The organism is Duganella rivi (genome assembly GCF_009857435.1).
GTDB classification, from domain to species: Bacteria; Pseudomonadota; Gammaproteobacteria; order Burkholderiales; family Burkholderiaceae_D; genus Rugamonas; species Rugamonas rivi.
On sequence record NZ_WWCK01000002.1, the window covers coordinates 36,113 to 57,035 of the forward strand.

23 protein-coding genes are annotated in these 20,923 nt (G+C 60.6%); 22 read left to right on the top strand and 1 reads right to left on the bottom strand.

Annotated features, from left to right (window positions below):
- The first annotated feature begins 26 nt into the window (after positions 1-26).
- From leuC to GTP45_RS04845, 18 genes are all read left to right on the top strand, one after another.
- The gene (gene leuC / locus GTP45_RS04760; RefSeq protein WP_161013433.1) at positions 27-1,430 is read left to right on the top strand and encodes a 3-isopropylmalate dehydratase large subunit; all 1,404 of its coding nucleotides are present in this window, start codon (positions 27-29) and stop codon (positions 1,428-1,430) included.
- A 57-nt stretch (positions 1,431-1,487) separates the two neighbouring features.
- Positions 1,488-1,613 (top strand): entericidin A/B family lipoprotein, encoded by a 126-nt coding sequence (locus GTP45_RS04765; protein ID WP_161012757.1) that lies wholly within the window; start codon positions 1,488-1,490, stop codon positions 1,611-1,613.
- A 40-nt stretch (positions 1,614-1,653) separates the two neighbouring features.
- Positions 1,654-2,301, top strand: a complete 648-nt coding sequence (leuD, locus tag GTP45_RS04770; protein WP_161012758.1) for a 3-isopropylmalate dehydratase small subunit — start codon at positions 1,654-1,656, stop codon at positions 2,299-2,301.
- Positions 2,302-2,312: 11 nt separating this feature from the next.
- A complete protein-coding gene (leuB, locus tag GTP45_RS04775; RefSeq protein ID WP_161012759.1) occupies positions 2,313-3,383 on the top strand; it encodes a 3-isopropylmalate dehydrogenase in 1,071 nt (356 codons plus the stop codon).
- A 26-nt stretch (positions 3,384-3,409) separates the two neighbouring features.
- Positions 3,410-4,537, top strand: coding sequence for an aspartate-semialdehyde dehydrogenase (asd, locus tag GTP45_RS04780; RefSeq protein WP_161012760.1), 1,128 nt, complete (start codon positions 3,410-3,412; stop codon positions 4,535-4,537).
- A 323-nt stretch (positions 4,538-4,860) separates the two neighbouring features.
- Entirely contained in the window at positions 4,861-7,545 is a 2,685-nt protein-coding gene (locus GTP45_RS04785) for a motility hub landmark protein FimV (RefSeq protein ID WP_308494584.1), read from the top strand.
- 60 nt (positions 7,546-7,605) lie between these two features.
- Complete coding sequence (gene truA, locus GTP45_RS04790) at positions 7,606-8,409, top strand: tRNA pseudouridine(38-40) synthase TruA (protein ID WP_161012762.1); 804 nt, start codon at positions 7,606-7,608, stop codon at positions 8,407-8,409.
- 101 nt (positions 8,410-8,510) lie between these two features.
- Positions 8,511-9,206: a phosphoribosylanthranilate isomerase gene (locus tag GTP45_RS04795; protein WP_161012763.1), complete on the top strand. Its 696-nt coding sequence runs from the start codon at positions 8,511-8,513 to the stop codon at positions 9,204-9,206.
- The gene (gene trpB / locus GTP45_RS04800) at positions 9,184-10,404 is read left to right on the top strand and encodes a tryptophan synthase subunit beta (protein WP_161012764.1); all 1,221 of its coding nucleotides are present in this window, start codon (positions 9,184-9,186) and stop codon (positions 10,402-10,404) included. Before GTP45_RS04795 ends, trpB begins: the two co-directional genes overlap by 23 nt.
- Before the next feature lie 11 nt (positions 10,405-10,415).
- A complete protein-coding gene (gene trpA, locus GTP45_RS04805) occupies positions 10,416-11,213 on the top strand; it encodes a tryptophan synthase subunit alpha (protein ID WP_161012765.1) in 798 nt (265 codons plus the stop codon).
- 69 nt (positions 11,214-11,282) lie between these two features.
- Entirely contained in the window at positions 11,283-11,555 is a 273-nt protein-coding gene (locus tag GTP45_RS04810; RefSeq protein WP_161012766.1) for a BrnT family toxin, read from the top strand.
- A 76-nt stretch (positions 11,556-11,631) separates the two neighbouring features.
- Entirely contained in the window at positions 11,632-12,504 is an 873-nt protein-coding gene (gene accD / locus GTP45_RS04815) for an acetyl-CoA carboxylase, carboxyltransferase subunit beta (RefSeq protein ID WP_161012767.1), read from the top strand.
- 80 nt (positions 12,505-12,584) lie between these two features.
- Positions 12,585-13,874 (top strand): bifunctional tetrahydrofolate synthase/dihydrofolate synthase, encoded by a 1,290-nt coding sequence (gene folC, locus GTP45_RS04820; RefSeq protein ID WP_161012768.1) that lies wholly within the window; start codon positions 12,585-12,587, stop codon positions 13,872-13,874.
- 22 nt (positions 13,875-13,896) lie between these two features.
- A complete protein-coding gene (locus GTP45_RS04825) occupies positions 13,897-14,865 on the top strand; it encodes an SPOR domain-containing protein (protein ID WP_161012769.1) in 969 nt (322 codons plus the stop codon).
- Between the two features lie 13 nt (positions 14,866-14,878).
- The gene (locus GTP45_RS04830; RefSeq protein ID WP_161012770.1) at positions 14,879-15,367 is read left to right on the top strand and encodes a CvpA family protein; all 489 of its coding nucleotides are present in this window, start codon (positions 14,879-14,881) and stop codon (positions 15,365-15,367) included.
- A 51-nt stretch (positions 15,368-15,418) separates the two neighbouring features.
- Positions 15,419-16,945 (top strand): amidophosphoribosyltransferase, encoded by a 1,527-nt coding sequence (purF, locus tag GTP45_RS04835; RefSeq protein ID WP_161012771.1) that lies wholly within the window; start codon positions 15,419-15,421, stop codon positions 16,943-16,945.
- 2 nt (positions 16,946-16,947) lie between these two features.
- Positions 16,948-18,192 carry a cystathionine gamma-synthase family protein gene (locus GTP45_RS04840; RefSeq protein ID WP_161012772.1) on the top strand — a complete coding sequence of 415 codons (1,245 nt, stop codon included), beginning with the start codon at positions 16,948-16,950 and terminating at the stop codon, positions 18,190-18,192.
- A gap of 2 nt (positions 18,193-18,194) precedes the next feature.
- Positions 18,195-18,644, top strand: coding sequence for a hypothetical protein (locus tag GTP45_RS04845; protein WP_161012773.1), 450 nt, complete (start codon positions 18,195-18,197; stop codon positions 18,642-18,644).
- On the opposite strand, the gene lexA is transcribed toward GTP45_RS04845, so the two are convergent.
- Positions 18,571-19,209, bottom strand: a complete 639-nt coding sequence (gene lexA / locus GTP45_RS04850) for a transcriptional repressor LexA (protein WP_161012774.1) — start codon at positions 19,207-19,209, stop codon at positions 18,571-18,573. The two genes, GTP45_RS04845 and lexA, sit on opposite strands and share 74 nt — an antisense overlap.
- A gap of 213 nt (positions 19,210-19,422) precedes the next feature.
- On the opposite strand from lexA, the gene rpsF reads away from it, so the two are divergent.
- The 4 genes from rpsF to rplI are packed head-to-tail and all read left to right on the top strand — an operon-like array spanning position 19,423 to position 20,916.
- Positions 19,423-19,803: a 30S ribosomal protein S6 gene (rpsF, locus tag GTP45_RS04855; RefSeq protein ID WP_161012775.1), complete on the top strand. Its 381-nt coding sequence runs from the start codon at positions 19,423-19,425 to the stop codon at positions 19,801-19,803.
- Between the two features lie 21 nt (positions 19,804-19,824).
- Entirely contained in the window at positions 19,825-20,130 is a 306-nt protein-coding gene (gene priB / locus GTP45_RS04860; protein ID WP_161013434.1) for a primosomal replication protein N, read from the top strand.
- A gap of 15 nt (positions 20,131-20,145) precedes the next feature.
- On the top strand, positions 20,146-20,436 hold the full coding sequence (gene rpsR / locus GTP45_RS04865; RefSeq protein ID WP_090176193.1) for a 30S ribosomal protein S18: 291 nt from the start codon (positions 20,146-20,148) through the stop codon (positions 20,434-20,436).
- A 27-nt stretch (positions 20,437-20,463) separates the two neighbouring features.
- Positions 20,464-20,916 (top strand): 50S ribosomal protein L9, encoded by a 453-nt coding sequence (gene rplI / locus GTP45_RS04870; protein ID WP_161012776.1) that lies wholly within the window; start codon positions 20,464-20,466, stop codon positions 20,914-20,916.
- Positions 20,917-20,923: the final 7 nt, after the last annotated feature.

Below are 20,923 nucleotides of genomic sequence, written 5' to 3' on the forward strand. Positions count from 1 at the left end.
GATAATCGTAGCAGTACGCAAACATCATCATGAAGACGCTTTACGACAAACTCTGGGAATCCCACGTGGTCCGTACCGAAGAGGACGGCACCACGATCCTGTACATCGACCGTCACCTCGTGCACGAAGTCACCAGCCCGCAAGCTTTCGACGGCCTGCGCGCCGCCAATCGCCAGCCGTGGCGCCTATCGGCCAACCTGGCCGTGGCCGACCACAACGTGCCGACCACCTCGCGCGCCGAAGGCATTGCCGACCCGGTCTCGCGCCTGCAAGTGGAAACGCTGGACAAGAACGCCAAGTCCTACGGTCTGACTTACTTCAACATGAACGACAAGCGCCAGGGCATCGTGCACGTGATCGGCCCTGAGCAGGGCGCGACCTTGCCGGGCATGACCGTGGTCTGCGGCGACTCGCACACCTCGACCCACGGCGCGTTCGGCGCGCTGGCGCACGGCATCGGCACCTCGGAAGTGGAGCACGTGCTGGCCACCCAGACCCTGTTGCAAAAGAAATCGAAAGCCATGCTGGTGGAAGTCAACGGCGTGCTGCCGGCCGGCGTGACTGCGAAAGATATCGTACTGGCGATCATCGGCAAGATCGGCACCGCCGGCGGCACCGGCTACTGCATGGAATTTGGCGGCTCGGCCATCCGCGCGTTGTCGATGGAAGGCCGCATGACGGTCTGCAATATGGCAATTGAAGCGGGCGCGCGCGCCGGCATCATCGGCGTCGACGACACCACCATCAACTATGTGAAAGGCCGTCCGTTCTCGCCGGCTGGCCCGCACTGGGATCAAGCCGTCGCTTACTGGCGCACGCTGCACACCGATCCGGGCGCCAAGTTCGACCTGGTCGTGACCTTGAACGCCGCCGAGATCAAGCCGCAAGTGACCTGGGGCACCTCGCCCGAGATGGTGCTGCCGGTCGATGGCCGCGTGCCTGATCCTGATCACGAAAAAGACAGCGTCAAGCGCAACGCCATGGAAAAGGCACTGGTCTATATGGACTTGAAGCCAAACACCGCCATCGAAGATATCCGCATCGACAAGGTGTTCATCGGCTCCTGCACCAACTCGCGCATTGAAGATTTGCGCGCGGCGGCAGCGGTGGTACGCGGCAAGCAGCGCGCATCCAACGTCAAGCTGGCGCTGGTGGTGCCCGGCTCGGGCCTGGTGAAAGAGCAAGCCGAGCGTGAAGGCCTGGATCAGATCTTTAAGGCCGCTGGTTTTGAATGGCGCGAACCGGGCTGCTCGATGTGCCTGGCGATGAATGCCGACCGCCTGGAACCGGGCGAGCGCTGCGCGTCGACCTCCAACCGTAACTTCGAAGGACGTCAGGGCCAAGGCGGCCGCACCCACCTGGTGTCGCCTGCGATGGCTGCGGCAGCCGGTATCGCCGGTCACTTTGTCGACGTACGCGCACTGCACTGACGCAGTTTTATAAATGAAAAACGCGGCTGAGGCGCCGCACAACTGTTAGGAACCATCATGAAAAAGATCTTCGCACTGACCATTATCGCTACCTTCGTACTGACTGGCTGCAACACCATTTCCGGCATGGGCAAGGACATCCAAAAAGCGGGGCAGGCGGTGCAAGGCGCCTCAGGCCATTAAAAATCCGGCGGGCCAGGCGCCCGTCCACAGTAGAACGATCATGGAAAAATTTACGATTTATGAAGGTTTGGTTGCGCCGCTGGATCGCGCCAATGTCGATACCGACGCCATCATCCCCAAGCAATTCCTGAAGTCCATCCACCGCACCGGCTTTGGCCCCAACCTGTTTGACGAGTGGCGCTATCTCGACCACGGTGAACCGGGCATGGACAACAGCAAGCGTCCGCTGAACCCGGAGTTCGTGCTGAACGAAGCGCGCTACCAGGGCGCCTCGATCCTGCTGACCCGCAAAAACTTCGGCTGCGGCTCCTCGCGCGAGCACGCGCCGTGGGCGCTCGATCAATACGGCTTCCGCGCGATCGTCGCGCCGTCGTTTGCCGACATCTTCTTCAACAACTGTTTCAAGAGCGGCTTGCTGCCCATCGTATTAACTGAAGCGCAGATCGATCATCTGTTCAACGAAGTCAAGGCCTTCCCCGGATACAAACTGGTGGTCGATCTTGAGCAGCAGCGCATTTCCACCAGCAACGGCAGCGTCTCCTACCCATTCGAGATCGACGCCTTCCGCAAATACTGCCTGATGAACGGGCTCGACGATATCGGCCTGACCCTGCGTCACGCCGACACTATCCGTGAATTCGAAGGGCGCCATCTGGCAAACCAACCATGGTTGGCTAACGTCATCTAAAGATCGAAAACATGAAAATCGCAATCCTCCCGGGCGATGGCATCGGCCCGGAAATCGTCACGCAGGCAGTCAAGGTACTGAACGTGCTGGGCGAAAAATTTGAGATGGAAACCGCCCCGGTCGGCGGCGCCGGCTACGAAGCCAGCGGCCACCCGCTGCCGGAAGCCACGCTGAAGCTGGCCAAGGACGCCGACGCGGTGCTGTTCGGCGCCGTTGGCGACTGGAAGTACGACACGCTGGATCGCCCGCTGCGTCCTGAGCAAGCGATTCTGGGTCTGCGTAAAAATCTGGGCTTGTTCGGCAATCTGCGTCCGGCGATTCTGTACCCGGAACTGGCCGGCGCTTCGACGCTGAAGCCGGAAGTGGTGTCGGGCCTCGACATCCTGATCGTGCGCGAACTGACCGGCGACATTTACTTCGGCCAGCCGCGCGGCGTGCGCGAGTGCCCTGACGGCCCGTTCAAAGGCCAGCGAGAAGGTTTCGACACCATGCGCTACGCCGAAGGCGAAATCCGCCGCATCGCCCACGTGGCGTTCCAGGCGGCGCAAAAGCGCGGCAAGCGCCTGACTTCGGTGGACAAGGCGAATGTGCTGGAGACTTTCCAGTTCTGGAAAGACATCGTCACCGACGTGCACAAGGAATACCCGGACGTGGCGCTCGATCACATGTACGTCGACAACGCGGCCATGCAGCTGGTGCGCGCGCCGAAGAAGTTCGACGTCATCGTGACCGGCAATATGTTCGGCGACATTCTGTCCGACGCAGCGGCCATGCTGACCGGTTCGATCGGCATGCTGCCATCGGCCTCGCTGGATGCCAACAACAAGGGCTTGTACGAGCCATCGCATGGTTCGGCGCCGGATATCGCCGGCAAAGGCATCGCCAATCCATTGGCAACCATTCTGTCGGCCGCCATGATGCTGCGTTTCTCGCTGAACAAAGTTGAGCAAGCAGACCGCATCGAAAACGCCGTCAAGAAAGTGCTGGCACAAGGCCTGCGCACTGCCGACATCTACGAAGAAGGCGCCACCAAAGTGGGCACCGAAGAGATGGGCAACGCGGTCGTCAAAGCACTGGCATAAAAAATTTATAGACAAGGAAGAGCAAAATGAAACTCGTAGGTCTGGTAGGTTGGCGCGGTATGGTAGGTTCGGTCCTGATGCAACGCATGCAGGAAGAGGGCGATTTCGCCCACATCGAACCGGTGTTCTTCACCACTTCGAATCCGGGCGGCAACGCACCGGCAATGGCCAAGAACGAAACCAAGCTGAAAAGCGCGACCGACATCGACGAACTGAAAAAGTGCGAGATCATCATCTCGTGCCAAGGCGGCGATTACACCACCGAAGTATTCCCGAAACTGCGCGCAGCCGGCTGGAACGGCTACTGGATCGATGCTGCATCGACCCTGCGCATGGAAAAAGACGCGGTCATCGTGCTGGATCCAGTGAACATGCACGTCATCAAGGACGCGCTGGGCAAGGGCGTAAAGAACTTCATCGGCGGTAACTGCACCGTGTCGTGCATGCTGATCGGTTTGGGCGGCCTGTTCCAGCACGGCCTGGTCGATTGGATGACCTCCATGACCTACCAGGCGGCATCGGGCGGCGGTGCACAGCACATGCGCGAACTGCTGACCCAGTTCGGCACCATCAACGGCGCGGTCAAGCCGCTGCTGGACGATCCTGCTTCGGCCATCCTGGAAATCGACCGTCAGGTGCTGGCAACCCAGCACGGTCTGTCGGCTGACGAGACCAAGCAGTTTGGCGTGCCGCTGGCCGGCAACCTGATCCCTTGGATCGACAAAGACCTGGGCAACGGCCAGTCGAAGGAAGAGTGGAAGGGCGGCGCCGAGACCAACAAGATTCTGGGCTTGGGCCCGGACTTCGGTTCGAAAGCGATCCCTGTGGACGGCCTGTGTGTGCGTATCGGTGCCATGCGCTGCCACTCGCAAGCACTGACTATCAAGCTGAACAAGGATGTGCCGCTGGATGAAATTACCGACATCATCGCCTCGGCCAACCAGTGGGCCAAGGTTGTGCCTAACACCCGCGAAGCGTCGATGAAAGACCTGTCGCCAGCGGCGGTGACCGGTAGCCTGACGATTCCGGTCGGCCGTCTGCGCAAGATGAGCATGGGCCCAGAGTACCTGTCGGCCTTTACCGTCGGCGACCAACTGCTGTGGGGCGCGGCTGAACCACTGCGCCGCATGCTGCGCATCGTTCTGGACCAGTAAACCCGCACTGCCACGCAGGGTCGGACCCCGTACGGGGGCCGACCCTGCAGCCGCGCACGCCGCACCATGCTGCAGGTTGTGGGGTTCATCGTCACAAGAGAAGGGCTTTTTCCTATGTGTTCTCATAGGGGAAAGCCCTTTTGTTGGTTTACAGTGGTGCAAAGCTTGCATGCTCCTGAGCATGATGTTATGTTGGTATATCCGGGAAAGTAACATTTTCCCTCTGACAATCATAAAAACGCCACACTATGCCTGTACAAAATCGCCCCTTTGTTTCGTTCGCGTTGAAGTCACTCACCAGCGCCGTTGCCAGCGCTGTTTTGTTGGCCGCGTCTGCAAATGCGGCGGGACTAGGCAAGCTAACTGTCCTGTCGGCGCTGGGACAGCCGCTGCGGGCGGAAATTGAACTCACGGCCGTGACCCCGGACGAAGCGAGCGCTCTGGTCGCCAAGCTGGCGCCGGCCGAGGCCTTCCGTTCGGCGAATATCGATTTCAACCCGGCGCTGATGTCGCTGCGGTTTGAAGTGGAGCCGCGCAACGGCAAGCAAGTAATCAAAGTGACCTCCAGCCAGCCGATCAACGAGCCGTTCGTCGACATGCTGCTGGAACTGAACTGGACTGGCGGCCGCATGGTGCGCGAGTACACCTTCCTGCTGGATCCGCCTGACCTGCGCGCTACCCAGGCGCCGCAAGTGACCGCGCCGGTAGACCTCGGTAACCGCGTGGCGCCGTCCGCCGCGCCGGCCCCGGCCCCGGCGCCAGCGGCAACGCCGGCTCCGGCCGCTGCGGCAGCGCAGCCAGCCCGTCCGCCAGTCGCACCAGCGGCCAAGACCGCCGCCAGCGAATACACCGTCAAAGCCGGCGACAACCTGACTCGCATCGCCAATCAAGTGAAGCCGGTGGATGTATCGCTGGATTTGATGCTGGTAGCGCTATACCGCGCCAATCCTGAAGCGTTCAGTGGCAACAATATGAACCGCCTGAAATCGGGCCAGATCCTGGCCGTGCCGGATTCGGACGCGATCCGCAATGCCGGCAGCGATAGCGAGGCACGCGGCGTGGTGGTTGCACACGCAGCCGACTTCAACGCCTACCGTGCCAAGCTGGCAGGCCAGGTGGCCGCCAGCGCGCCGGCCAAGGAAGCCGATCCAACGCAAAACGTCTCCGGCAAAATCACCGCCAAGGTGGAAGAGAAACCAACCGCCACCAACACCGCCAAGGACAAGCTGACACTGTCCAAGGCCACCGCCAGCGCGCCGCAGCAAGGCAAGACGGGCCAAGCGGCGGAAGAAGACAAGATCGCCAAGCAAAAGCAGGTGGACGAAGCCGCCGCCCGCGTCAAGGAACTGGAAAAGAACGTCAACGATCTTGAAAAGTTGATGGCGGTGAAGAGCAAGGCTGCTGCCGACGCCAGGAAGCCATCGGCTTCCGCCTCGGCTGCTGCATCGGCCGCTTCCGGCGTGGTCACGATGGACGTGACGCCGCAGGAGCACAAACCGAAGCGCACGCTGGTGTTGCCGCCGAAGAAGCTGGCCGAGCCAAGCTTCTTCGAAACCCTGATGGACAACATCAACTACGTTGGTGCTGCCCTGGCGGCCGTGTTGCTGGGCGTGGTCGGCATCATGGCCTCGCGCCGTCGCAAGAAATTCGTGGTGCCGGCGGAAGAACCGTCCATCCTCGGCGACACCGCCATCCCGCCGCAAACGCCGCTGATCGCCGATGCCGGCGGCCAGAGCGTCGATACCAACAACAGCGTGTTCAACTCGAACTTCGCGCCATCGGCCAGCCAGCTCGATACCAATGAGGTTGATCCGGTCGCGGAAGCCGACGTCTACATCGCTTACGGCCGCGACGCACAGGCGGAAGAGATCCTGAAAGAAGCGCTGCGCACCCAGCCTGAGCGTCACGCCGTGCGCCTGAAACTGCTGGAAATCTACGTGGCACGCAAAGATGCGCGCTCGTTTGAAACGCAGGCGTCGGAACTGTACGCGATCACCCGCGGCCAAGGCGACGAGTGGGCGCAAGCCGCCGCCATGGGCCAAAGCCTGGATCCAGCCAATCCGCTGTACACCATGGGCAAGGATAGCGGCGACACGCCGTTTGCTGCCGCCCCGGTTGCCACCGCCGCCGTGGTTGGTGCTGCCGCCGCAGCCGCCGCCGCTGAGCCGGACTTCGGCAATGATTTCGGCGCAACCTATACTCCGGCCGAGGCGCCAGCCGCAGCTGCTCCGCTGGATCTGGATCTGAGCCAGGACGCTGCACCAGCGCCGGCACCTGCGCCAGCCCCGGCAGACCCGCTGGCCGACTTCAACGATCTCGACTTCGGCGCCGATCTCGACACCGCGCTGCCGCAAGCAGCCGATGCCGCAATCTCGCCAGCCTCGGTCGCAGCCGAATCCGACAACCTGATGGACTTCGACTTGGGCGGACTGAGCTTTGAGCCAGTCTCGGCGCCGGCCGCGCCAGCCATCGAAGTGCCAGCAGCTGCGCCGGCCCCAGCCGACGACCTGGGCATGGACTTCGGCCTCGATCTGCCATCGTCCGCGCCGGCTGAAGAGAGCAAGCCTTCGTCCGCCACCGATCCGCTGGATCTGGACTTGGCTGGCTTTGATATCCCAGAAGTACCGGCCCTGAGCGAACCGCCGAAAGCGGACGCCGGCGCGCTCGACTTCGACACCAGCCTCGACCTGCCGCCGGAAGTGGAAAGCATCACCGCCGCACCGCCACCGGCCGCGCAGGAATTTGACCTGTCCAGCATCGATCTGGATCTGGACAACCTGGGCGGCGGCGCAGCCACGGCCACCGAAGCGCCGGCCGCAGCCGCGCCGGTCAGCAACGAGCCGCTGTCCGCCCATCACATGGAAATGGACACCAAGCTGGATCTCGCCGACGCCTACCAGGAAATCGGCGATAAGGAAGGCGCACGCGAACTGCTGGATGAAGTGCTGCGCGGCGGTAATCCAGAGCAGGTTGCCAAGGCCAACCGCATGAAGGCTGCGCTGGGCTGAAGCATAGCCCGACCTGCGCCGTTATATAATCGCTGATTCAGACTTTTGGATTGGGCAGTAGTGAAACGGATAGCAATCGGGCTCCAGTACGACGGCCAGGCGTGGCATGGTTATCAAAAGCAGGATCACGGCCTGACGGTGCAGGACAAGCTGGAGCAGGCGCTGCTGGAATTTGCCACGGTGCCGCTGGCCACTACCTGCGCCGGCCGTACCGACGCTGGTGTGCACGCCTCCGAGCAGGTAGTGCACTTTGATACCGATCTGAACCGCTTGCCGCACGCATGGGTGCGCGGGGTTAATGCCTTCCTACCGCCGTCGATCGGCGTGCGCTGGGCCAAGGAACTGGAAGGCGATCCGGCTGAAGAGAACTTCTTCCACGCCCGTTTCAGTGCGCAGGCGCGCACTTATCACTACGTGTTGTACAACCATCAGGTGCGCTCGCCGCTGCTGAATGGCCGTGCTGGTTTTTACCATCACCAGCTGGACGTGGAGCGCATGCAGGAGGCGGTCAAGCCGCTGATCGGCACGCACGACTTCACCACCTTCCGCGCTGCGCACTGCCAGGCCAAGTCGCCGGTCAAGCTGATGCACGATATTCAGATTCGCAGGCAAGGTGATCTGATTATCTTCACGCTGAAAGCCAATGCTTTCTTGCACCACATGGTGCGTAATTTGGTGGGTTCGCTGGTCTACATCGGGCAGGGCAGGGAAGAGGTTAGCTGGATGGGTGAGCTGCTGGCTGCGAAAAATCGCCAGATCGCCGCGCCGACCTTCATGCCGGACGGGTTGTACCTGGCCAAAATCGATTACGATGAAAAGTGGGCGCTGCCGCAGGAAACCAGCAGCCAGCTGCCGTGGTTCTAAACCTTCACCCCTAACGAAAGGGTCTGACCCCGTACGGGGGCAGACCCTGGCCGCAGCGGTGTGCGGGTTGTATTGGTGCTATCCGCGCTAAAAGGAAAAACATGCGTACACGTATCAAGATTTGCGGTTTAACCCGTGAGCAAGACGTACAAGCCGTGATGGCTTCGGGCGCAGATGCGATCGGCTTCGTGTTCTATCCAAAAAGCCCACGCTACGTCACGCCCGAGCGTGCCGCTGAGTTGATCCGCACTGTGCCGCCGTTCATCACTACCGTCGGCCTGTTCGTCAACGCCTCGCCGGAAGAGGTGGCGGCAACCGTGAAGATCGCGCCGCTATCATTAATACAATTGCACGGCGACGAAACCGTGGCCGAAGGCGCGGCCATCGCCGCCGCCGCCGGACGCCAGTACATGAAAGTGTTCCGCGTCAAACCTGACACGCGCCCGGATGAACTGCTAGAATACGAGCAGGCAAACCGCGCCGCCAGTCCACTCTTCACCAGCCTGTTGCTGGATACCTATGTGGACGCCTACGGTGGTGCAGGAAAGGGTTTTGATTGGTCTCTCGTTCCAAAAGATCTCGCGCCTCGGGTCGTTTTGAGTGGTGGCTTGAGCGTACACAACGCGACTGACGCGGTGGTAGGTGTTCGTCCCTACGCTGTCGACATCAGTTCCGGTGTTGAAGCGTCCAAGGGAATCAAAGATGCCCGCAAGATTGCCGATTTTGTCACGGCGGTGCGGGTTGGAGATGCCACTATCGAAAGCGAAACCCATCATGAAAGCGCTGTTCCACGCTAAAGACTATGAATTACCCGACGCCAAAGGTCACTTTGGCCCCTACGGCGGCAGCTTTGTCGCCGAAACCCTGACTTACGCACTGGCCGAGCTCAACGAAGCCTACGCCAAGTACAGCAAAGACCCCGAGTTCCTCGAAGAATTCCGCTACGAGCTCAAGCACTTCGTCGGCCGCCCATCGCCGATTTATCACGCCAAGCGCTGGTCGGAAATCGCCGGCGGCGCGCAGATTTACTTCAAGCGCGAAGACCTGAACCACACCGGCGCGCACAAGATTAACAACGTCATCGGTCAAGCGCTGCTGGCCAAGCGCATGGGCAAGCCGCGCATCATCGCGGAAACCGGCGCGGGCCAGCACGGCGTTGCCACCGCCACCATCTGCGCGCGCTTCGGCCTGGAGTGCGTGGTCTACATGGGCAGCGAAGACGTCAAGCGCCAGGCGCAAAACGTCTATCGCATGAAGCTGCTGGGCGCGACCGTGGTGCCGGTGGAGTCCGGCTCCAAGACCTTGAAGGACGCTCTCAATGAAGCGATGCGCGACTGGGTCACCAACATTGAAAACACCTTCTACATCATCGGCACCGTGGCCGGCCCGCATCCGTATCCGATGCTGGTGCGCGATTTCCAGTCGGTGATCGGCGAGGAATGCCTGGTGCAGATGCCGGAAATGACCGGCCGCCAGCCGGATTACGTGGTGGCCTGCATCGGCGGCGGTTCCAACGCCATGGGCATTTTCTACCCGTACATCGATGAGAAGAACACCAAGCTGGTGGGCGTGGAAGCGGCGGGCGAGGGCCTCGATGGCGATAAGCACGCAGCCTCGCTGACCAAGGGCTACCCGGGCGTGTTGCACGGCAACCGTACCTATTTGCTGCAAGATACGAACGGCCAGATCATAGAGACGCACTCGGTCTCTGCCGGTCTCGACTATCCGGGCGTGGGCCCTGAGCACGCGTATTTGAAGGACAGCGGCCGCGCCCAGTACGAGTCGATTACGGACGAGGAAGCGCTCAAAGCCTTCCACGATTGCTGTCATATTGAAGGCATCATCCCTGCGCTGGAGTCGTCGCACGCCTTGGCCTACGCGGCCAAGCTGGCGGCCACGCTGCCGAAGGATAAGATTATATTGGCCAACCTGTCGGGCCGAGGTGACAAGGACATGCATACGGTAGCAGAGCGTATGGGTCTGAACTTCAACTAAGGAAACCGACAATGTCCAAAATCGCAGCAACCTTCAGCGCGTTGAAAGCGCAAAACAAAACCGCGCTTGTTACTTTCATCACTGCCGGCGATCCAGCGCCGGAACTGACCGTGCCGCTGATGCATGCCCTGGTGGCAGGCGGCGCCGATATCCTGGAACTGGGCGTGCCGTTCTCCGACCCGATGGCCGAAGGCCCGGTGATCCAGCGTGCGTGCGAACGCGCGCTGGCGCATGGCGTCGGCATCAAGGATGTGTTCGGCTATGTGGCCGAGTTCCGCAAAACCAACCAGACCACGCCGGTGGTGCTGATGGGTTATGCCAATCCGATCGAGCGCATTGGCCCGCAAGCGTTTATCGAGCAGTCGAAAGCGGTGGGCGCGGATGGCGCCATCGTGGTCGATTACCCGCCGGAAGAGTGCGAGGAATTTGCCGCCGCCATGCGCGCGGCCGAGCTGGACTTGATCTTCCTGCTGGCGCCGACCTCGACCGAGCAGCGCATTGAGCAGGTGGCCAAGGTCGGTGGCGGCTTCAGCTATTACGTCTCGCTGAAAGGCGTGACTGGCGCGGGCAATATCGATGTCGTGGACGTTGCCAACCGCCTGCAAGCCATCCGCAAGCACGTGAAGCTGCCGGTTGGGGTCGGCTTCGGCATCCGCGACGGCGCGACCGCGCGTGCCGTGGCCGAGGTGGCCGATGCGGTGGTGATCGGCAGCCGCATCATCCAGGAAATCGAAACTGTAGGCAAAGACCAGGCCGTCGCCGCCGTCCAGGCCTTCGCCGCTTCCATTCGCAGCGCTCTCGACGCCTGACGTCGCTCAAAACCCGACTGCTCACCTTGATACATAGTTAAGTACTCGTTATGTTGAAAGGGAGCGGTTGTGCGCTTCGAATGGGATTCCCGCAAAGCTAAAGCTAACTTGCGCGTACACGGTGTGAGTTTTATAACGTTTCGGCTGGACTTTGATTCGATCAGTTATTTTGAACAATTGGGCCAACAGTACGGCTTGTCTGCCGAGGAAATGATGTATATGTACCTGCGGCATATCGCTGGATCTGGTTATAAAGCTAATCTTGGTATTCTTACTCTGAAAGAACGTGAAGAATTGAAGAAATCACTGGAGGCGGAGGGCGATCTCCCTCTGGAGGGGTAGTAGAAATCCTCTAAAGTTCGACAGGGGGGGCAGAAACGGCTACACTTCGGGCCTAAGTTAGCTGCAAGGAGAATTTATGAGTTGGTTGGAAAAACTGCTGCCCCCACGTATCCAGCGTTCGGACGCGGGCGCGCGCAAGACCATGCCGGAAGGCCTGTGGGTCAAATGCCCATCGTGCGAAGCCGTGCTGTACCGCACCGACCTGGAGTCGAACCTGCACGTTTGCCCTAAGTGCGACCACCACATGCGCATCCGCGCCCGGGAGCGCCTCGACAGCCTGTTTGACGCCGGCGGCCGTTATGAAATCGGCATGGATACCCTGCCGGTCGATACGCTGAAGTTCAAAGACAGCAAAAAATACCCAGACCGCCTCAAGCAAGCGATGGAAGCCACCGGCGAGACCGATGCGCTGATCGTCATGGGCGGCTCCATCATGAGCCTGCCGGCCGTGGTGGCGTGCTTCGAATTCGAATTCATGGGCGGTTCCATGGGCTCCGTGGTGGGCGAGCGCTTCGTGCGCGGCGCGCAGATGGCGCTGGAACAGAAAGTACCGTTCATTTGCATCACCGCTACCGGCGGCGCCCGCATGCAAGAAGGCTTGCTGTCGCTGATGCAGATGGCGAAAACCACCGCCATGCTGACCAAGTTGTCGGATAAGAAACTGCCGTTCATCAGCGTGCTGACCGACCCGACCATGGGCGGCGTGTCCGCCTCGTTCGCCTTCATGGGCGACGTGGTGATCGCTGAACCGAAAGCCCTGATCGGCTTCGCCGGCCCGCGCGTGATCGAGAACACCGTACGCGAAAAGCTGCCGGAAGGCTTCCAGCGCGCCGAGTTCCTGGTGCAGAAGGGCGCTGTCGACATGATCGTTGACCGCCGCAAGATGCGCGAAGAAATCGCCCGCCTGCTGGCATTGCTGCAAAATCAACCTGTAGAGGTTCTGGCCTAAGAATCGGCTATCGCTTCACGCTGCGGCGCGCAATCGGATATCATCCGGCCTGCGCGCCGTTTTCATTTCAGAGTCTCATCATGTCGAACCTCCCAACTACTTTGCCTGCGTGGCTTGCGCTGCTTGAGTCGCGCCACGCCGAAACCGTCATCAACATGGGTCTTGACCGCGTTCTCGCCGTCAAGGAACGCCTGCAGCTGAGCTTTAGCTGCCCGACCATCATGGTGGCCGGCACCAATGGCAAGGGTTCGACCTGCTCGATGCTGGAATCGATCCTGATGCGTGCCGGTTATAAAGTCGGCCTGTACATCAAGCCGCACTTCCTCGATTTCAACGAGCGCGCCCGCATCAATGGCGACATGGCCAGCGATGAAACGCTGGTGGCCGCGTTCAACGCCGTTGAGGCGGCGCGCGGCGATATCTCGCTGACCTACTTCGAGTTCACTACCTTGGCCATCATGAAGCTGCTGTCGGAAGCCGGCATGGATGTGGTGATCCTGGAAGTGGGCCTTGGCGGCCGCCTGGATGCGGTCAACATCATCGATGCCGATGTCTCCATCGTCACCAGCGTCGATATCGACCACACCGACTACCTCGGCGATACCCGCGAGAAGATCGGCTTCGAGAAAGCCGGCATTTTCCGCGCCGGCAAAACCGCGATCTGCTCGGATCCAGTGCCGCCGCAAGCACTGATCGACCACGCCAACACCATCGGCGCCGATCTGTGGCTGATGGGCCGCGATTTCAATTACTCCGGCGACAAGCAACAGTGGAGCTACGGCGGCCGCGGCCAGCGCCGCAATTCGCTGGCTTACCCAAGCCTGCGCGGCGCCAACCAGATCCTCAACGCTTGCGCCGCACTGGCTGCACTGGAAGCGCTGAAGCTGGAACTGCCGGTCGGCGCGCAGGAAGTGCGCACCGGCTTGGTCACGGTGGAACTGCCGGGCCGCTTCCAGGTGCTGCCGGGCCGTCCGACCACCATCTTCGATGTGGCGCACAATCCGCACGCTGCTTCCGCCCTGAATCAGAACCTCGGCAACATGGGCTTCCACCGCTACACCTACGCCGTGTTCGGCTCCATGCAAGACAAGGATATCGACGGCGTGATCGCCGCGATGTCCGAGCACATCGACCACTGGTGCCTCGCCACGCTGCCATCGCCGCGCTCGGCCACGGCGTCGGAGCTGGCGGCCAAGGTGCAAACCGTGCAGCCGGAACGCGACGAACGCACCATCAATGTGTTCGATGATCCTGCCGCTGCATACGCAAATGCCGTCAGCCGGGCCGGTGAGGATGATAGAATTGTGGTCTTTGGATCTTTCCTGACTGTCGCCGGTGTGATGGCGGCGCGAAAATCCTCACTCCACTGAACGCACAGGACTGAAATCACGCATGGGCTTGTTCTCGAAATCCGGTAAAAACAAGCAAGACGCTGGTCAAGACAGCGGCTTTTACACCAGCGCAGATGACCGGGCGGCGACCGAGCACGCCCGCTCCAAGCGCGCCTCGTCGGCCGACGGCGGCGCGACCAAGCGCCGTTCGCGCGACCGCGAAGAGGATGATCCGGTCTTGCCGGAAAAGAAACGTGCACGCCGCCGCCTGGTTGGCGCCATCATGCTGGCGCTGGGCGTGGCCGTCGGCCTGCCGATGCTGCTCGATTCCGAGCCGAAACCGCTGTCGTCCGACATCGATATCAAAATTCCATCCAAGGAAAAAACTGCTGAAGCGATTCCTGCACCAGCGCCGGCGCCAGTAGCGGCTGCCGCTACGCTGGACAGCAAGGAAGAAATCGTTGAAGACGTGAAGCCTGAGGTTAAACCTGCGCCGAAACCAGTCGCGCCGGTAGTGGCCGATACCGCCAAGCAGGAAGCCAAGGCCGAGCAATTGGCCAAGGCCCAGGCCGAGCGCGAATTGAAAGCCCGCCAGGAAGCCGACTACAAGCAGGAGCTGGAACGCAAGCAAGCCGAGGCCAAAGCTGAAGCCAAGCTCAAAGCCGAAAAACAGGAAACCGAACGCAAGCTGGCTGAAGCCAAAGCCGCGAAAGCCGCTGAATCGGCCAAGCCGGCCGAATCCAAGCCTGCGGCCAAGTCCGAGGACGCGCGCGCACTGGCCATCCTCGAAGGCAAGCCAGCCGCCGCTGCTGAAAAATTCGTGCTGCAAGTAGCGGCCCTGAGCGATCAAGCCAAGGCCGACGAACTGCGCGCCAAACTGAAAAACGCGGGCATCAATTCCTTCACGCAGAAAACACCATCGGGCGTTACCCGTGTGCGTGTGGGGCCGTTCAGCAGCAAGGAAGAAGCCGAGAAGGTGAAGGCGAAGTTGAGCAGCATGGGCCTCGAAGGCCGCCTCGAAACCGTTTAACGCGCCGAACGACGTGACGATTTTCGATTACCTGGTGATCTTCGTGCTGGCCACGTCGGTCATTATCGGCGTGGTGCGCGGACTGGTGAAAGAAGTGCTGTCGCTGCTGAGCTGGGTGATTGCCTTTGTGGCCGCCAATGCTTACGCGGCGCCGCTGGCCGCGATGCTGCCGTCGGTGATCCCGGGCGAGGTGCTGCGCCTGATCGTTGCCTTTATCGCACTGTTTATCGGTGCGCGGATTTTAATGGGCCTGTTGTCGCTGGCGCTGGACGCCTTGATCGACGCGGGCGGCTTGAGCCTGCTGGATCGCTTGCTGGGCATGCTGTTCGGTGTCGGCCGCGGGCTTGTAATTGTGTTGGCTGCCGTCATCTTATGTGGGATGACCTCGCTGCCGAAGCAGGATTTTTGGAAGCATGCTGTCTTGAGTCCGTACGCTGAGCAGGGCGCTCGCATGGTCAAGCAATACCTTCCCGCTGCAATGGCGCAGCACGTGAATTTTTGAATTCTTTAAATCTGCGTTTTTAATCTGAAGTACCAGTCCAGGAGCATCATCATGTGTGGCATCGTCGGCGTCGTATCCCATCAACCTGTCAACCAAATGCTGTATGACGCCTTGTTGCTGTTGCAACACCGCGGTCAGGATGCGGCGGGTATCGCGACCAATCACAGCAGCATGTTCGCCATGCACAAGGCCAACGGCCTGGTGCGCGACGTGTTCCGTACCCGTAATATGCGTACGCTGCAAGGCAACTCCGGTATCGGCCACTGCCGCTACCCAACCGCCGGCTCGTCGAGCGAGGAAGAAGCGCAGCCGTTCTACGTCAACGCACCATTCGGCATCACGCTGGCGCACAACGGCAACCTGACCAACTGGGAACAGCTCAAGAAGGAAATGTTCCTGAATGACCGTCGCCACATCAACACCGACTCCGATTCGGAAGTGCTGCTGAACGTGCTGGCGCACGAAATCCAGAAAGCCACCGTCGATATTTCGATCGACGCCAATACCATCTTTGAAGCCGTGACCGTGCTGCATCGCCGTGTGCGCGGCGGCTACGCTGCCGTGGCGCAGATCGCCGGCGTCGGCTTGCTGGCTTTCCGCGATCCGTTCGGCATTCGTCCGCTGTGCCTGGGCATCAACGAAACCCCGGAAGGCGTGGAATACCTGATCGCTTCGGAATCGGTGGCGCTGGAAGGCATGGGCTTCCGCTTCGTGCGCGACATCGCGCCGGGCGAAGCAGTCTTCATCGACAACGACAAGCAACTGCATTCGCGCCAGTGCGCCGACAATCCGACCTTGAATCCATGCGTGTTCGAGTTCGTCTACCTCGCGCGTCCTGACTCGGTGATCGACGGCGCGTCGGTCTACGCCACCCGCCTGAAAATGGGCGAATACCTGGCCGAGAAGATCAAGCGCGAACTGAAAGACATGAAGATCGACGTGGTGATGCCGATCCCGGATTCGTCGCGTCCTGCCGCCATCCAGTTGGCGCTGGCGCTGAACGTAGAGTACCGCGAAGGCTTCATCAAGAACCGCTACATCGGCCGTACCTTCATCATGCCGGGCCAGGCGGCGCGCAAGAAATCGGTGCGCCAAAAGCTGAATGCCATCCCGGACGAATTCAAGGACAAGGTCGTGCTGCTGGTCGATGACTCCATCGTGCGCGGCACCACCAGCCGCGAGATCGTGCAGATGGCGCGCGACTCGGGCGCGAAGAAAGTGATCTTTGCGTCGGCTGCGCCGCCAGTGATCTACCCGAACGTGTACGGCATCGATATGCCGACCCGCGACGAGCTGATCGCCCACGGCCGCACCGTGGAAGAAGTGTGCAAGGAAATCACCGCCGATGCGCTGGTGTACCAGGACATCGACGCGCTGAAACGCGCCATCTCGGATGTGAATCCGGCGCTGACCAACTTTGAGGCGTCGTGCTTCGACGGCGTGTACGTAACCGGCGACGTGACCAAGGAATACCTGGACAAGCTGGAATACGCGCGTCACAACCCGACCAAGGCCAAGGCGCCGGAAGATGCGGCCCGTTCGCAGCTGAACCTGAACCTCGCCGCCACCGAAGCGTAACTATGACCGATAAGAAGAACTACGGTTTCACCACCACCATCCTGCACGGCGACCGCCAGAAGGGCATCGAGCACGGTTCGCTGCACAAGCCGATCCACACCTCCGTGGCGTTCGGCTACGCCGATGCGCGCCAACTGGCTTCTGTCTTCCAAGGCAAGGAGCCGGGCTTCCGCTACGGACGCCAGGGCAACCCGACCATCTCGGCGCTGGAAGAGAAGGTCAACAAGATGGAGCAGGGCGTCGGCACCATTTGCTTCGCGACCGGCATGGGCGCGATTGGCGCCGTGGTGCAGGCGCTGTTGCGCGCCGGTGATCACGTGGTGTCGTCGTCCTTCTTGTTCGGTAACACCAATAGCTTGTGGCAAACCGCCATGAGCCAGGGTATCGGCGTGTCCTTCGTGGACGCGACCGATGTGGTCAACGTCGAGGCGGCGATTACCGACAGTACCCGCGTGGTGTTTGTCGAGACCATCGCCAATCCGCGCACGCAAGTGGCGGATCTCAAGCGCATCGGCGAGCTGTGCCAGGCGCGTGGCATCTTGTACGTGGTGGACAACACCATGACCACGCCGTACCTGTTCCAGCCGAAAGCGGTGGGCGCGGGCCTGGTGGTCAATGCGCTGACCAAATCGATTGGCGGCCACGGCAACGCGCTGGGCGGCAGTCTGACCGATACCGGCGCTTACGACTGGACTCGGTTCCCGAACATCTACGAGAACTACAAGAAAGCTGCGCCTTTGCAGTGGGGCCTGGCGCAGATCCGCGCCAAGGCGCTGCGCGACTTCGGCTCCTCGCTGGCGCCGGATGCGGCGCACCACATCGCGGTCGGTGCGGAAACGCTGGCGCTGCGCATGCAGCGCACCACCGCCAACGCGCTGGCCTTGGCTGAGATGCTGGAGAAGGATGAGCGGGTCGCGGCGGTCTACTATCCTGGCCTGAAATCCCACCCGCAGCACGGCATCAGTTCGGAACTGTTCCGCGCGCACGGCTCGCTGCTGAGCTTTGAGTTGAAGGATGGACTGGATTGCTTCGACTTCCTGAACCGCCTGAAGCTGGCGATCCCGGCATCGAACCTGGGCGACAACCGCACGCTGATCATTCCAGTCGCGCACACCATCTTCTACGAGATGGGCGCCGAGCGCCGTGCTTCGATGGGCATCGCCGAATCGCTGATCCGCGTGTCGGTCGGCATCGAAGATACCAACGACCTGCTGGACGACTTCTGCACCGCGCTGGAAGGCTGCTGACGATGCGCGCGCTGATCGCCACTGGCCTGATAGTCGCAGCCACCGCTGCACAGGCCGGCGATCACCGCGTCGAGATCGATTACTACATGCATCACTACGACGGCGCTGACATCGCGCTGTCGCGCTTCCATTGCGGCGCGCCGAGCGCCGTGCACACGGCAGAAGAGCGCAACGCATGGCTGGCCTGCTACGGCCGCTTCACTGCCAACTACAAGAATGCGCTGCCGGTAGGGCGCAGCATTCCATCCGAGGTGGCGGACGCCATGAGCGACGCCGAGCTAGCGGCCGCGCAGCAACGGATGAATCAGGTATTTGTGCAGGTCGCACAAGAGGCACGCCAGCAAGCCGATCTGGTCTTGCTGGCGCAGGGTGACAGGCTTAGTGCCAAGTCCGCATCAGACCCACTGCAAGGCCTTCCAGTGCAAACTCATCGGCTTCTGGATCAACCTTGATGATCTTGAAGTCCGGGTTTTCCGGCAGCAGCTCGATGGTCGAGCCGGTCTTGCGGTAGCGCTTGACCGTTACTTCGCTGCCGATGCGGGCCACCACGATCTGGCCGTTCTTGGCGCTATCAACTTTTTTCACTGCCAGCAAATCGCCGTCCATGATGCCGGCGTCGCGCATCGACTCGCCGCGCACTTTCAGCAGGTAGTCCGGCTTGGAGGCAAACATGGCTGGATCAACGCTGTAGCTGGTTTCCAGATTCTCTTGCGCCAGGATCGGCGAGCCGGCGGCCACGCGGCCGATCAGCGGCAGCGACATCATCAGCGCGGCCGGCACTTTCGGTGCGGCCGGTTCGGCGTGCGCGCCCAGCAAACGAATGCCGCGCGAAGTGCCGGCGGCGATTTCAATCGCGCCCTTGCGCGCCAGCGCCTGCAAGTGTTCCTCGGCCGCGTTGGCGGATTTGAAGCCCAGTTCGTTGGCGATCTCGGCGCGGGTCGGCGGGAAGCCGGTGTTTTCGATGGCGTCCTTGATCAAATTCAGGATTTGTTCCTGTCGTGCAGTGAGCTTGAGCATGAGTGCAGTGAGCCTGTGTATATGAACAGTCTGTATTTTTGTACAGTGTGGGCCGAAATGCAAGGAAATTTGTTGCTCTGGACGAAATAATTTGCGTTTCCCGTTGCGCTGGCGTTTTTCCACAAAAGCTGCTATAGTCGCGGGCTTACCTCTTCCCACACCTGTCTTGACGCCAGGGTGGGCTATATCATCAAGTCCTTAAGGGAGTTATACATGCGTCACTACGAAATCGTATTTATCGTCCACCCGGACCAGAGCGAGCAAGTGCCCGCCATGATCGAGCGTTACAAAACCACCGTAACCTCGCGCGGCGGCAACGTTCACCGTGTTGAAGATTGGGGCCGTCGTCAAATGGCTTACCCAATCCAGAAACTGGCTAAAGCTCACTACATCTGCCTGAACATCGAAGCAGACAACGAGACCCTGGTTGAGCTGGAAACCGCATTCAAATTCAATGATGCCGTTCTGCGTCACCTGACCGTCAAGATGAAGAAAGCGGAAACCGCTCCTTCGCCGATGATGAAGTCGGTACAACGCGAAGACGCAGCTAAATCGCACCGCGCTGAAGCCGCCGCTGCTGCTCCAGCCGCTTAATTGTCCTGAGAAGGAACCGCGCTGAACCAGCTCCAGTTCATCGCCCTCATCGCCGAGCGGGATGCAATCCGTTACACCCCGGCCGGCATGCCGATCGTGAATGCTGTACTCCAGCACCGGTCGCAGCAGATGGAGGCGGGCATCGCCCGGTTGACCGAGTTTGAAGTGTCCGCAGTCGCTGCGGGCGAAATTTCAGGCCGGTTCAATGCGACGCCGTTAGGCGGGCTGTACGAGTTCACCGGATTTCTCAACAAGAAAAGCCGCAATAGCAAAAGCCTGGTGTTTCACATCATTGATTTTCGTGCTGTCCCAGACAGCTCAATTTAAATACAGGAGCCTAAAATGGCATTCGGTAAAAAGTTCGACAAAAACAAGCTCAAGCTGAAAGAAAAGCGCAAGCAACAAAACCCACTGTTCAAGCGCAAGAAGTTCTGCCGCTTCACCGCCGCTGGCGTTGAGCAAGTAGACTACAAAGACGTAGACACCCTGAAAGACTTCGTCCAGGAAAACGGCAAAATCATGCCAGCACGTCTGACCGGCACCAAAGCACACTACCAGCGTCAAGTTGACACCGCGATCAAACGCGCACGTTACCTGGCCCTGCTGCCGTACACCGATCTGCACAACGCTTAATCGCGGCAGAACATCTGGAGAAGAACTATGCAAATCATTCTGTTGGAAAAAGTTGTCAATCTGGGCAACCTGGGTGAAGTCGTTAAAGTTAAAGACGGCTACGCACGTAACTTCCTGATCCCGCAAAAAATGGCCCGTCGCGCAACCGCGTCGGCTATCGCGGAATTCGAAGCCAAGCGCGCTGAACTGGAAAAAGCTGCTGCCGCCAAGCTGGCTGCTGCTCAAGGCCAAGGCGAGAAACTGAACGGTATGACCGTGACCGTTTCGCAAAAAGCCGGCGTTGACGGCCGTCTGTTCGGCTCGGTAACCAACTTCGACATCGCTGAAGCCCTGACCAAAGCAGGTTTCGCTGTTGAAAAAGCCGCTGTGCGCCTGCCAACCGGTCCTCTGAAGACCACTGGCGAGTTCCCAGTGAGCGTTGCTCTGCACACCGACGTGGTGGTAGAAGTGACCGTTGCCGTTGTGGGCGAAGCTGCCTAAGACTGGA

Excerpts from the sequence above, each read along its gene's own strand:
- GTP45_RS04765 (WP_161012757.1), top strand. The coding sequence starts at position 1,488 with ATGAAAAAGATCTTCGCACTGACCATTATCGCTACCTTCGTACTGACT.
- lexA (WP_161012774.1), bottom strand. The coding sequence starts at position 19,209 with ATGCTCAAGCTCACTGCACGACAGGAACAAATCCTGAATTTGATCAAG.
- GTP45_RS04845 (WP_161012773.1), top strand. The coding sequence starts at position 18,195 with ATGCGCGCGCTGATCGCCACTGGCCTGATAGTCGCAGCCACCGCTGCA.
- rplI (WP_161012776.1), top strand. The coding sequence starts at position 20,464 with ATGCAAATCATTCTGTTGGAAAAAGTTGTCAATCTGGGCAACCTGGGT.
- asd (WP_161012760.1), top strand. The coding sequence starts at position 3,410 with ATGAAACTCGTAGGTCTGGTAGGTTGGCGCGGTATGGTAGGTTCGGTC.
- rpsF (WP_161012775.1), top strand. The coding sequence starts at position 19,423 with ATGCGTCACTACGAAATCGTATTTATCGTCCACCCGGACCAGAGCGAG.
- GTP45_RS04825 (WP_161012769.1), top strand. The coding sequence starts at position 13,897 with ATGGGCTTGTTCTCGAAATCCGGTAAAAACAAGCAAGACGCTGGTCAA.
- leuD (WP_161012758.1), top strand. The coding sequence starts at position 1,654 with ATGGAAAAATTTACGATTTATGAAGGTTTGGTTGCGCCGCTGGATCGC.
- leuB (WP_161012759.1), top strand. The coding sequence starts at position 2,313 with ATGAAAATCGCAATCCTCCCGGGCGATGGCATCGGCCCGGAAATCGTC.
- trpA (WP_161012765.1), top strand. The coding sequence starts at position 10,416 with ATGTCCAAAATCGCAGCAACCTTCAGCGCGTTGAAAGCGCAAAACAAA.
- accD (WP_161012767.1), top strand. The coding sequence starts at position 11,632 with ATGAGTTGGTTGGAAAAACTGCTGCCCCCACGTATCCAGCGTTCGGAC.
- purF (WP_161012771.1), top strand. The coding sequence starts at position 15,419 with ATGTGTGGCATCGTCGGCGTCGTATCCCATCAACCTGTCAACCAAATG.
- rpsR (WP_090176193.1), top strand. The coding sequence starts at position 20,146 with ATGGCATTCGGTAAAAAGTTCGACAAAAACAAGCTCAAGCTGAAAGAA.
- trpB (WP_161012764.1), top strand. The coding sequence starts at position 9,184 with ATGAAAGCGCTGTTCCACGCTAAAGACTATGAATTACCCGACGCCAAA.
- folC (WP_161012768.1), top strand. The coding sequence starts at position 12,585 with ATGTCGAACCTCCCAACTACTTTGCCTGCGTGGCTTGCGCTGCTTGAG.
- GTP45_RS04795 (WP_161012763.1), top strand. The coding sequence starts at position 8,511 with ATGCGTACACGTATCAAGATTTGCGGTTTAACCCGTGAGCAAGACGTA.
- GTP45_RS04840 (WP_161012772.1), top strand. The coding sequence starts at position 16,948 with ATGACCGATAAGAAGAACTACGGTTTCACCACCACCATCCTGCACGGC.